Annotated in this window: 10 protein-coding genes; all 10 read right to left on the bottom strand. The window is 73.8% G+C overall.

Features of this window, described 5'->3' with window-relative positions; genetic code table 11:
- Positions 1 to 34: 34 nt before the first annotated feature.
- Positions 35 to 769 (bottom strand): haloacid dehalogenase type II, encoded by a 735-nt coding sequence (locus LPC08_RS15535; protein WP_230449141.1) that lies wholly within the window; start codon positions 767 to 769, stop codon positions 35 to 37.
- A gap of 438 nt (positions 770 to 1,207) precedes the next feature.
- Complete coding sequence (gene budC, locus LPC08_RS15530; RefSeq protein WP_230449140.1) at positions 1,208 to 1,972, bottom strand: meso-2,3-butanediol dehydrogenase; 765 nt, start codon at positions 1,970 to 1,972, stop codon at positions 1,208 to 1,210.
- 65 nt (positions 1,973 to 2,037) lie between these two features.
- Entirely contained in the window at positions 2,038 to 3,717 is a 1,680-nt protein-coding gene (gene recN, locus LPC08_RS15525) for a DNA repair protein RecN (protein ID WP_230453095.1), read from the bottom strand.
- Between the two features lie 180 nt (positions 3,718 to 3,897).
- On the bottom strand, positions 3,898 to 4,755 hold the full coding sequence (locus tag LPC08_RS15520) for an outer membrane protein assembly factor BamD (protein ID WP_230449139.1): 858 nt from the start codon (positions 4,753 to 4,755) through the stop codon (positions 3,898 to 3,900).
- Positions 4,756 to 5,015: 260 nt separating this feature from the next.
- On the bottom strand, positions 5,016 to 5,942 hold the full coding sequence (gene lpxC, locus LPC08_RS15515) for a UDP-3-O-acyl-N-acetylglucosamine deacetylase (RefSeq protein ID WP_230449138.1): 927 nt from the start codon (positions 5,940 to 5,942) through the stop codon (positions 5,016 to 5,018).
- Positions 5,943 to 6,152: 210 nt separating this feature from the next.
- The gene (ftsZ, locus tag LPC08_RS15510; protein ID WP_230449137.1) at positions 6,153 to 7,736 is read right to left on the bottom strand and encodes a cell division protein FtsZ; all 1,584 of its coding nucleotides are present in this window, start codon (positions 7,734 to 7,736) and stop codon (positions 6,153 to 6,155) included.
- Between the two features lie 76 nt (positions 7,737 to 7,812).
- The gene (ftsA, locus tag LPC08_RS15505) at positions 7,813 to 9,108 is read right to left on the bottom strand and encodes a cell division protein FtsA (protein WP_230449136.1); all 1,296 of its coding nucleotides are present in this window, start codon (positions 9,106 to 9,108) and stop codon (positions 7,813 to 7,815) included.
- Positions 9,105 to 9,947: a cell division protein FtsQ/DivIB gene (locus LPC08_RS15500; RefSeq protein ID WP_230449135.1), complete on the bottom strand. Its 843-nt coding sequence runs from the start codon at positions 9,945 to 9,947 to the stop codon at positions 9,105 to 9,107. The genes ftsA and LPC08_RS15500 overlap by 4 nt, the downstream gene beginning before the upstream one ends.
- Positions 9,937 to 10,917 carry a D-alanine--D-alanine ligase gene (locus LPC08_RS15495; RefSeq protein WP_230449134.1) on the bottom strand — a complete coding sequence of 327 codons (981 nt, stop codon included), beginning with the start codon at positions 10,915 to 10,917 and terminating at the stop codon, positions 9,937 to 9,939. The genes LPC08_RS15500 and LPC08_RS15495 overlap by 11 nt, the downstream gene beginning before the upstream one ends.
- Positions 10,918 to 11,859, bottom strand: coding sequence for a UDP-N-acetylmuramate dehydrogenase (gene murB, locus LPC08_RS15490; protein ID WP_230449133.1), 942 nt, complete (start codon positions 11,857 to 11,859; stop codon positions 10,918 to 10,920).
- Positions 11,860 to 11,862 lie beyond the last annotated feature (3 nt).

The following is an 11,862-nucleotide window of genomic DNA, read 5'->3' as shown; positions in this document are numbered from 1 at the left end:
CAGCTACCCTATATGCGGAAGAGGTGCGCCCGCTTTACAGCCCCAGCCGGTCCGCCAGCCCGGTGAGGCTGTCCGCCACCACCTCCCATTCCTGCTCCGGGTGCAGGTCGGTGGTCTGTCCCGGCCCGTGCTCCATGGGGCGGGGGATGAAGGCGGTGCGCAGGCCGCAGTTCCGCGCGGCGGCCAGGTCGCTGTTATGGGCGGCGACGAGGCAGACCTCCTCCGGCGCCATCGCCAGGATCTCGGCGGTGCGGAGGTAGGCATCCGGCGTCGGCTTATAGGCCCGCGCCACCTCCGCCCCCAGGATCGCGTCCCAGGGCAGGCCGGCGCGCTTCGCCATGTCGATCATCAGCACGATGTTGCCGTTGGAGAGCGGCGCCACGATCGCCCCCGCCTTTAGCCGCGTCAGCCCCTCCACCGCATCCGGCCAGGGGTCCAGCCGGTGCCAAGCGAGGTTCAGCGCGTCCAGCTCCTCCCCTGGCACGTCCATCGCGTCCAGCCCGAATTCCGGCAGCACGCCCTCCAGGTTCTCCCGGTGCAGCACGTCCAGCCGGGTGAAGGGGCGGCGGCCGCTGCGCACCTCCTCCATCGCGGGCTGGTAGCGCTTCCGCCAGGCATCGGCGAAGCGCGCCGCCTCGGCCGGGTCGGCGCCGTGGTTGGCGAGGAAGGCCGCCGCCTCCCGCGCCACGCCGCCGCGCCAGTCCACCACCGTGCCGAAGACGTCGAAGACCAGCGCCCGCACCCCCGCCAGTGGCTCGCCCAGCGCCATACCCGTTCCTCCTGCCCAAGCCGGCCCAGGCAAGCGCGGCACGGGTTGGGCAGCAAGGGGCGGCATGTTGCCTGTGGCCACGTCCCGGGAAAGGCTCCGCCTCTCCCGGACCCTCTCCGCCGGGGGCGAGCCGGCCCCCGGACCCCGGCAGGAGTCTGGCTCGGGGTGGGGGGGGGGTCGGTCTGCGGGCTGAACCCTGAGAACGCGCTGTCGGACGGGATTCAGAGAAGCGGGAGGCCGTCAGAGAGCGTGTCGGCCGAACCCGCCCGAGGTCCAGGACCTCCGGCGCATCGACCCCGACACAGGCTGTCCCGCGGCAGTGCCAAACGGGTCCAAGGGCCCCCGAAGGGGATCAGCGCGTTCTGGCGGTTAGGGGGTATCGGGGGCGAGGCAGCGCCTTACCCCCGGGTCACGGGCAGGTCCGCCATGCCGTACCCGTCATGCCTGCGGCGGCTGGCCGTTGGAGGCGCTGAGCCCCCCATCCACCGGCAGGATCACGCCGTTGACGAAGCGCGCGTCGTGGCTGGCCAGGAAGGCAATGACGTCCGCGATCTCCTCCGGCTCGGCGCCGCGGCCCAGGGGGATGCGCTCGGCGAACTTCGCCAGCAGTGCGTCGTCCGACTTCATGTCCCGGGTCAGCCCGGTGAAGGTGAGGGACGGCGCCACCGCGTTCACCCGCACGCCCTGCGGGCCCAGCTCCAGGGCCAGGGAGCGGGTGAAGTTGCTCACTGCCCCCTTGGCGGCGTTGTAGAAGCTCATGTTCCAGTCCCCGCCCAGCCCGGAGACGGAGGAGGTGTTGACGATGCACCCTCTGGTCTTCAGCAGGTGCGGCAGGGCGGCGCGGGTGCCGAAGAACACGCCGTCCACATCCACCGCCATCACCCGGTGCCAGTCCTCGACCGAGGCTTCCAGGATCGGTCCGGTGGGGGCGATGCCCGCATTGTTCACCAGCACGTCCAGCCGGCCGAAGCGGCCGATGGCGGCCTGGACCATCCCCTCCACCTGCTTCAGGTCGGAGACGTCGGCCACATGGCCCAGCGTGCGGTCGGCCGGCAGGCTGGCCACCACCGGGTCGAGGTCGCCGTGGTGATGGGCGACGAGCACCACCGCCGCCCCGTCCCGCGAGAAGCGGCGCGCGGTCGCCTCCCCGATGCCGGAACTCGCGCCGGTGACGAGGACGACCTTGCCGTCGAACTGGGCCATGGCGGGCCCTCCCTTGCTGAGGATGCCCTCCTGCAACGCCGCAGACGGCGCCGGGTCGCCTCCGGCTACGCCGCCCCGGCCAGCAACTCGTCCGCCGCGGCGCGGGCGGCCTCGGTGATGCGCTCGCCGGCCAGCATGCGGGCGATCTCCTCGCGCCGGGCCTTGCTGTCCAGCGGCTCCACCCGGGTCTCCGCGCGCTCGGCCCGCACGCCCTTGGCGACCCGGAAATGCGCCGCCCCCCGCGCCGCCACCTGCGGGCTGTGGGTGACGACCAGCACCTGCAACCGATCCGCCACGCGCGAGAGCCGGTCGCCCACCGCGGCTGCCGTGGCGCCGCCGATGCCGCTGTCCACCTCGTCGAAGACCAGGGTCGGCACGGGCGAGCCGCGGGCGAGGACCACCTTCAGCGCCAGCATCAGCCGCGACAGCTCGCCGCCCGAGGCGATCTTGGCGAGCTGCCCGGGCTGCTGCCCCGGATTGGTCGAGACGAGGAAGGTCACCCGGTCCATGCCGTCCGCCGCCCAGCCCGCCTCCTCGCGCGGGGCGATCTCGATGTGCAGCCGGGCGCGGTCCAGCTTCAGGGGCGCGAGCTCCTTCGCCACCGCCTTCTCCAGCGCCCGGGCGGCGTCGGTGCGCGCCTCGGTCAGCGCCACGGCCTCGGTGGCATAGGCCTCGCGCGCCGCCTCGGCGGCCTGCTCCAGCGCCGCGACCCGGCCGGTGCCGGCATCCAGCGCGCCGAGCCGCTCCCGCAGCCGGGCGAGCAGCCCGGGCAGCTCCACCACCGGCACGGCATGCTTGCGGGCGGCGGCGCGCAGGGCAAAGAGCCGCTCCTCCACCTGCTCCAGCCGGCGCGGATCGGGGCCGAGATCGGCGGTCAGGCGTTCCAGCAGCGTCTCCGCCTCGGCCAGCGCGTCCTGGGCGGCGGCGATGGCGGCCAGCGCGGGCGCGGCCTCCTCGTTCGGCGGCGGCAGGCGCTCCAACGCGCGCGCGGCGTTGCGCAGCGCGGCGGCGGGGCCGGTGGAGCCGCGGCGGTCGCGCGGCTGCAGCTCGGAGAGGGCGGCGGCGATCGCCTCAGCCCGGCGCTCGCCCTGCTGGAGGCCCTGGCGCTCGCGGGCCATCTCCTCCTCCTCGCCTTCCTCGGGGGCGAGGTCGGACAGCTCGCCCACCGCGTGGCGCAGCCATTCCTCGTCGCGCTGGGCGGCGGCGATGGATTCGCGCGCCTCGGCGAGCGCCCGGGCGGCGGCGCGCCAGGCGCGGTAGGCGTCCCCTACCTTGGCGCGGCGCCGCTCCAGCCCGCCGAAGGCGTCCAGCAGCCCGCCATGGCTCGCCGGGTCGGCCAACCCCACCTGGTCGTGCTGTCCCTGCACCTCGACCAGCAGCGTGCCGAGGCGGCGGAGGAGCGAGACGCTGACCGGCTCGTCATTGACGAAGGCGCGGGAGCGGCCGTCGGCCGAGACGACCCGGCGCAGCACGATCTGGTCCTCCGCCTCCATCCCCTGCTCGGCCAGCAGGGCATAGGCCGGATGGTCCGGGGCGGGGGCGAAGGCAGCCACCACGCTGGCCTGGGCCTGGCCGGCGCGGACCATGCCGCTTTCCGCCCGCTGCCCCAGGGCGAGGCCCAGGCTGTCGAGCAGGATGGACTTTCCCGCACCCGTCTCGCCCGTGAGGACGGTCAGGCCGGGGCCGAAGCGGAGATCGAGGCGCTCGATGAGCACCACGTCGCGGATGAGGAGAGAGGCGAGCACGGGGCTCCCCGAGATGGTCACGGCACCGGGTTCATACCAGCGGCCGAATCCCCCGTCCGCCGGTATTCCCGTTTTGTACACGTAAACCGGCGCCGCGATAGGGTGGCAGGTGCCGTGTGATTGTCGGGCGGGGGAGGCGCCGCCTCCCCCCGGGGTACGGGGGGCCGTACGCCCGCGGCGTCAGAACACGGCGTTCCAGGCGCGACGGAAGAAGCCGGGACGGTCCTGCGCGGAGGGTTCGGCGCCCGTCTCCAGCAGGGCGTAGCTGTCCTGGTACCAGGGGCTGCCCGGGTAGTTGTGGCCCAGCACGCTGGCGGTGCGGCGGGCCTCCTCGGTCAGTCCCATGGCCAAGTAGATCTCGGTCAGCCGGTGCAGCGCCTCGGGGACGTGGTTGGTGGTCTGGTAGTTGTCCACCACGGTGCGGAAGCGGTTGATCGCCGCCGCGTAGAGGCCGCGCTGCTGGTAGAAGCGGCCGATGTTCATCTCCTTGCCGGCGAGGTGATCGCGGGCGAGATCCATCTTCAGCCGGGCGTCGCGGGCATAGGTCGTGTTGGGGAAGCGGTTGATCACGTCCTGCAGCGCGGTCATCGCCTGCTGCGTGCTGGTCTGGTCGCGCTGCGCGTCGTTGATCTGCTCGTAATAGCTGAGCGCCCGCAGGTAGTAGGCATAGGCGATGTCGCGATGCGCCGGGTGGAGCTGGATGAAGCGGTCGAGCTGCGCCAGCGCCTCGGTGTAGCGGTTGCGCGAATACTCGGCATAGGCCCCCATCAGCCGCGCGCTGGTGGCCCAGGTCGAATAGGGATGCTCGCGCTCCACCGCGTCGAACAGATCCACCGCCTGGCCGTAGCGCTCCGCCTTCAGCGAGTCGATGCCGGCGGCGTAGAGCGCCTCCGGGCTCTGGGTCGAGGGATCGGTCCGGGCCCCGAGCGAACTGCTCTTCCCGTCCCAGCTTCCGAGGCCAAGGCTCTCGCAGCCGGGAAGCAGGAGCAGCGGCGCCAGCAACAGGACGGCGAGCCGGGCGGGGGAGGAGGTGCGCATGGTCGCCCCTTATATCACGGGCTCGGGTGGCCGGCAGGGGCCGGAAGCCACCGAAGGGCAGGGAAGGGAATGCGGTCCGGACCGGGACCTTCCGGGCGGCGCCCCGGCGGGTGGCCGGTCAGGCCCCGAGAGGCAGGGGCCAGGGGAAGGGGAGCGGGAGGAAGGGGGTCGGCGCGGGCGGCACGGCGCGGGGGAGCGCCGCCGATACGCGGGGGGACGCGACCGGGGGGAAGCGCGCCCGCGCCGGGCCGTGGGCCGCCTCAGGCGGCGACGGGCAGGGCGTGCTCGATGGGGCCGGTCTCGGCGACCAGGCCATCCTGGACCCGCCACGCCATGGGGTCGGCGAAGAGGGCGCGGAGCAGGCGGTTGTTCAGCGCATGGCCCGAGCGGTTGCCGGCGAAGCGGGCCTTCAGCGGGGCGCCGGCCAGGGCCAGGTCGCCCACCACGTCCAGCAGCTTGTGGCGCACGAACTCGTCCGGGTGGCGCAGGCCGCCCGGGTTCAGCACCAGCGGGCCGTCCACCACCACCGCATTGGCCAGGCTGCCGCCGCGGGCGAGGCCGGCCGCGCGCAGCCGAGCCACATCCTCGGCCAGGGTGAAGGTGCGGGCATCGGCCAGCAGGGCGCGGAAGCTGTCCTGCCCCACCACGACCGACAGGCTCTGGCGGCCGACGGCGGTGCCGGGGAAGTCGATGGACAGGCTGGCATCCAGGCCGGGGCGGGTGGCGGGATGCAGCTCCGCCCAGGCTTCGCCATCCTCGACCCGGACGGGGCGCAGAACCTCGATCACCTCGCGGGCGGTTTGGGTGGCGGTCACGCCGGCGCAGTCGATCAGGAAGACGAAGGGGGCGGCAGAGCCGTCCAGGATGGGGATCTCGGGGCCGTCCACCTCGATGATGGCATCATCGACGCCGCAACCGGCCAGGGCGGCCATCACGTGCTCGATGGTGCCGATCCGTGCCGCGCCCTCGCCGATGGCGGTGCAGAGCCGGGTGTCGGTGACCAGGTCGTAGCGGGCGGGGATGTCCACGCCCAGATCGGTGCGGCGGAAGACGATCCCGTCGCCGGCCGCCGCCGGGCGCAGGGTGAGGGACGTCCGGGCACCGGAATGCAGGCCGATCCCGACGCAGCCGATCGCTGCCTTCAGGGTCCGCCGCCGTCCCGTGCTCAAAGGAAGAAACCCATCCATCGCCTGTATCCCATCAGCGGCAGGGCACCGCCTCACCGGCAAAGTGACACCCGCCCAGGCAAGGGGCCAGTCAAGCGTTATTTCCCGATGTTTCGTTCCAAGCTATTGTTCTTCAAGGAAATTCGCACCGCAAAACACAACCCCCGCCCAGGGACCTGGGCGGGGGTTGCGCAGACTCGGCAGGCTGGGCGGGGCCTGGCCCCGCGCCCGTCAGTTCTTCTGGCGGCGCAGGAACGCCGGGATATCCAGGCCGGTTTCGGCCGGGGCGGCGGCCCGCGGCGCGGCCTGCGGCTCCATCGGACGGGCCAGCGGCGCCGTCTGCGGCCCCGCATCGTCGCCCAGCTGACGCTTCATCAGCCCGGTCGCCTGCCGGAACAACCGGTTCAGGCTGCCGCCCGCGGCCGTGGGCTGGGAGCCCATGGCCGAAGGCCGTGGCGCGGCGGCCGGGCCGCGCAGCACCGGGTCGGGGGTGGGGACGGGGTCGTGCCCCGTCTCCTCCCGCCCCACCGGCTCGTCATGCACCAGCGGCGCCTCCGTCACCGTCGCGGCGCGGCGGATCGGCAGACGGACGGGGGCGGGGGAGACGGGGTGGCCCGCCACCGGGGCGCCGATCGTCACCGGGCCGCTGGGCGTGGCCGGCATGGGGGCGCCGGCCCCCGGGCCGGTGGGGGTCAGGCCGACGGGACGGCCGAAGCCGGGCCGCAGGAAGCCGCCCGCCGTGGCAGGCTGGGCAGCCGGGGCGGCATGGGCGGACACGGCCTGGACCGGCGCGCCGCCGCCGATGGCGACGACCTTCGGCGCCTCGGCCTCGGCTTCCTCATGGGCCGCGTCGATGCCCGTCGCCACGACGGAGACCCGCAGCCGGCCGTTCATCGTCTCGTCGACCGAGGAGCCGAAGATGATGTTCGCTTCCTCGTCCACCTCGCGGCGGATGCGGTTCGCGGCCTCGTCGACCTCGAACAGCGTCATGTCCCAGCCGCCGGTGATGTTGATCAGCACGCCGCGGGCGCCGCGCATGGAGGTGTCCTCCAGCAGCGGGTTGCTGATCGCGGCCTCGGCCGCCTTCACCGCGCGGTCGTCGCCCTCCGCCTCGCCGGTGCCCATCATCGCCTTGCCCATCTCCGCCATCACGGTGCGGATGTCGGCGAAGTCGAGGTTCACCAGGCCGGGGTTGACCATCAGGTCGGTCACGCCGCGCACGCCCATGTAGAGGACGTCGTCGGCCATCTTGAAGGCCTCGGCGAAGGTCGTGCGCTCGTTCGCCTTCCTGAACAGGTTCTGGTTCGGGATGACGATCAGCGTGTCGACGTACTGCTGCAGCTCCTCGAGGCCCATATCGGCCGCGCGCTTGCGCTTCGGGCCCTCGAAGTCGAAGGGCTTCGTCACCACGCCGACGGTCAGCACGCCGCGCTCGCGCGCCATGCGGGCGATCACCGGCGCCGCCCCCGTGCCGGTGCCGCCGCCCATGCCGGCGGTGATGAAGACCATGTGCACGCCTTCGAGGTGGCGCGCGAGGTCCTCGGTCGCCTCCTCCGCCGCGGCACGGCCGATCTCGGGCTTGGCGCCGGCGCCCAGGCCCTGCGTCAGGTGCGGGCCGAGCTGCACGCGGCGCTCCGCGCGGCTGTTCACCAGCGCCTGCGCGTCGGTGTTCGTCACCAGGAACTCGACGCCGTCGAGCCCCATCGCGATCATGTTGTTGACGGCATTGCAGCCCGCGCCGCCCACGCCCACCACGGTGATCCGCGGCGAGAAATCGGTATGCTGCTGGCGCGGCATGGTCAGGTTCAATGTCATTGAGCGTGGCCCCCCTCTGGCAACGCGAAGCGTTCCGATCGACACAAGGCAGAAAGTCCCCCGGCCGGACTTTGCCTCAGACTCGATCCCTTAGCCAGTTCACGAATCGCGCAAATCGACCGCGCGGCAACGAAGCGCCCATATCGATGTCGAGCACGGGCCGCCCCTCGCCCGCACCCCAGGCGAGAAGTCCCAAGGTCGTGGCGAATCCCGGCCCATGCGCCGCCTCGGGCAGGCCGCGCACCGGATGCGGCCGCGCCAGGCGCACCTGGCGCTCGAGGATCCGTGCCGCCAGCTCGCGCACGCCGACGAGCTGGCTGGCGCCGCCGGTCAGCACGACGCGCGAGCCCACCTGCTGCCCCAGCCCCGCCGCGTCCAGCCGGTCCCGCACCATCTCCAGCGTCTCCTCCAGCCGCGGGCGGATGATGTTGACCACCATGGCGCGCGGGACGCGGGCGAGCTGCTCCTCGTCCTCGCCGACCTGCGGGACGTGCAGCATCTCCTTCTCGTCCTCGGCCGTGCCCAGGACGCCGCCGTGCAGCGTCTTGATCCGCTCCGCCTGGGCGATCGGGGTGGCGAGGCCGCGGGCGAGGTCGTTGGTCACCTGCCAGCCCCCCACCGGCACCTGCGCCGTGTGCAGCAGGTGTCCCTCCTGGATCACGGCGAGGCTGGTGCAGCCGCCGCCCATGTCCACCACCGTGGCGCCCAGCTCCTTCTCGTCGTCCACCAGCACCGCCAGCGCCGCGGCGAAGGGGGAGGAGACCAGCTCCTCGACCTCCAGGTCGCAGCCGGCGAGGCAGGCGCCGAGGTTGCGCAGCGAGGCGCTGGCCGCGCCCACCAGGTGCAGCCGCGCCCCCAGCGTCTCGCAGACCATGGCGCGCGGGTCGTCCACCCCGGGCGTCGCGTCGATGGTGAAGCCCAGCGGGACGGCGTGGACGCTCTCCCGCCCCTCCTCCGCGGCACGCCTGCGGCCGTCCACGATCACCGCGCGCAGGTCCGCCTCGGTGACGGCGCGGCCGCCGATGGTCCATTGCAGGTTCTGCACCCGGCTCTCCGGCTGGCCGCAGGAGAGGTTGCAGATCACGCCGGAGAGCTTGTGGTCCGCCATCTCCTCGGCCTGGGCGACGGCGCCGCGCACCGCATGCTCCGCCTCCACCAGGTCGACGACGTTGCCGCCCTTCACCCCGTGCGAGCGCTTCCAGCCATAGCCGAGCACGCGCGGCCGCCCGTCGCCCTCGATGCGCGCGATCAGGCAGACGACCTTGGTGCTGCCCAGGTCGAGCACCCCGAAGGTGCCGCTGCGCGCCCGCCGCCGCCGCGCGCCGGGCGAGGGCGGATCCAGCGTGACGGGCAGGCGGATCATCTCGTTCATCCGCGACCGCTCCCGCGCCGGTTGCCGGCATTCTCCGCCGGCTGGGCCGAGGGCAACTGCCGCAGCACCAGCCGGTCCGGCAGGCGCAGGTCCACTGCCGCCAGCGGCCGGTCGAGCAGGGCGTTCTGCTTCTGCAGCTGCTTCAGCCGGGCGATGGCCGGCGCCTCCTGCCCCTCGGGCAGCAGCACGTCGGCGCCGTTGTGCAGGTGCAGGTTCCAGCGCCGCTCGCCCACCCGCACCAGCGCCTGGGTGCGGGCCAGCACCTCCGGCGCGTCGCGCAGCAGGTCGTAGAGCTCGGCGGCGGCCTTCTCCGCCCCCTGGCCCACGATCAGCGGCAGCGGGCCGAAGGCGTCCAGCCGGTCGGTGGTGACCACCCGGCCCTCGCGGTCCACGATGGCGAAGCGGCCCTGGTTCTGCCAGATCGCGAAGGGCCGGCGCTCGGTGACGCGGACCAGGATGGTGCCGGGCAGGCGGCGCTCCACCTCCGCGCTCTCCACCCAGGCCAGGGTTTCCAGCCGCTCCCGCGCCGCCTGGGGCGAGAAGGCGAGGATGGGATCGCCGAGCTTCGTGCCCAGGGCCGTGCGTATCATCGGGCGGGGGGTGTTGGCCGCGCCCTCGATCTGGATCTCGCGCACCATCAGCCCCGCCTCGGCGGCGTCCCCGGTTAGCCCGTCCGCGACATGGTAGAGGCGGCTGGCCGGGTCGAAGGCGGCGACGCCGGCCAGCACCACGCCGAACAGGCCGAAGGCCACCAGCACGCGCACGGCCGGACGGACCAGCCCGCGCCGGCGGCGAAGCCAGAGCCGCAGCGCCGAGGGGCGCCTGGCCTCACGCGGCATGGCGCGACTCGGGGCTGGCCGCGGGGCGCAGCCCGTCGTGCCGGGCGTGGCGCACCATCCAGTCGCACAGGGCGGGGAAGGCGATGCCGCAATGCGCCGCCTGCTCCGGGACCAGGGAGGTGGGGGTCATGCCGGGCTGGGTGTTCACCTCCAGCAGCACCAGCCTTCCGTCGCCGCCGGCGGTATCGTCGCCCGAAGGGGCGCCGGTATCGTCGTACCGGAAGTCGGAGCGGGAGACGCCGCGGCAGCCCAGCGCCTGATGTGCCTTGAGCGCAACCGCCATCGCCTGCTCGCGGATCGCGGCCGGGATCGGGGCCGGCAGCACGTGGTGCGAGCCGCCCTCGGCATACTTCGCGTCGTAGTCGTAGAACTCGCCCCGCGCGGCGATGATCTCCGTCACCTCCAGCGCGCGGTCGCCCATCACGCCCACGCTCAGCTCGTGGCCAGGGATGTAGGGCTCCGCCATGATCGCGCCGAAGCGCCAGCCCCGCGCGATCTCGGCGCGGCGGTTGTCACCCGCGCGCAGGATGTGGACGCCGACCGAGGAGCCCTCCTCCACCGGCTTGACCACATAGGGGCGCGGGAAGGGGTCGGCCGCCGCCAGCGCCTCCGCCTCCAGCAGCGCGTGCGGCGCGACCGGCAGGCCGGCGGCGGTGAAGATCGACTTGGCGACGGCCTTGTTCATGGCCAGCGCCGAGGCGCGCAGCCCGGAATGGGTATAAGGCAGGCCCAGCCAGTCCAGGATGCCTTGCACCGACCCGTCCTCGCCGAAGCGGCCGTGCAGGGCGTTGAACGCCACCTCCGCCCGGCACTCGCGCAGGGCGGCGATCAGCGCCGCCGGGTCCGCGCCCACGTCGATGCGGGTGACGGCATGCCCCGCCTGCTCCAGCGCCGCGGCGCATTGCGCGCCGGTCGCCAGGGACACCTCACGCTCGGACGACACCCCGCCCAGCAGCACCGCGACGCGCATTCAGACCCCCCGTTCCCCGATCCGGCGGATTTCCCAGGCCAGCGACACGCCCGTCTCCCGCAGGACACGCTCGCGCACCGCTTCCCCCAGCCCTTCGATCTCCGCAGCGGTTGCCGTACCCAGATTGAGCAGGAAGTTGCAATGCTTCTCGCTCACCTGCGCGCCGCCCATCGTCATGCCCCGGCACCCCGCCGCGTCGATCAGCGCCCAAGCCTTGTCGGCGGGCCGCGTCCCGGCGGGCGGGTTGCGGAAGGTGCTGCCGCCCGTGCGGGCGCGGACCGGCTGGGTCGCCTCGCGGCTTTCCCGGATCCGGGCCATGCGCGCGGCGATGGCGTCCGGATCGCCTGGTGCGGCATGGAAGCGGGCGCGGGTGACGACCCCCCCCGGCGGCAGGCTGGCGTGGCGGTAGCGCAGGTCGAGCCCCGCGGCGTCCAGCCGGACCAGCCCCTCGGGGGTGGCGACCTCCGCCCAGTCCAGCACGTCCTTCACCTCGGCCCCATAGGCCCCGGCATTCATCGCGACGGCCCCGCCGATGCTGCCGGGGATGCCGGAGAGGAACTCCAGCCCCGCCAGCCCGGCGGCGGCGGCGTGCTGGGCCAGCGTCGCATCCAGCACCGCCGCCCCGGCCACCACCCCGTCCGGCTCCACCGCCACCTCGGCGAAGCCACGGCCCAGCCGGATGACGATGCCGCGCACCCCGCCGTCGCGGATGATGAGGTTCGAGGCCGCCCCGATCGCCGTCACCGGCATCCCCGCCGGCGCGTCGCGCAGGAGGAGGAGCAGGTCCGCCGCATCCGCCGGCCGCACCAGCCACTCCGCCGGGCCGCCCACGCGGAACCAGCTCTGCGGCCCCAGGGCCGCGCCGCGCTGCACCCGCCCGCGCAGGGGGGGCAGCACGGTCGGGGGCAGCGCGGCCTCCGGCAGGGTCGCGGCATGGCTCATGCG

This window comes from Roseomonas sp. OT10, from assembly GCF_020991085.1.
GTDB lineage: Bacteria > Pseudomonadota > Alphaproteobacteria > Acetobacterales > Acetobacteraceae > Roseomonas > Roseomonas cutis.
The sequence above is the reverse complement of the archived record's forward strand: the minus strand, read 5'-3'. Positions and strand labels throughout refer to the sequence as shown.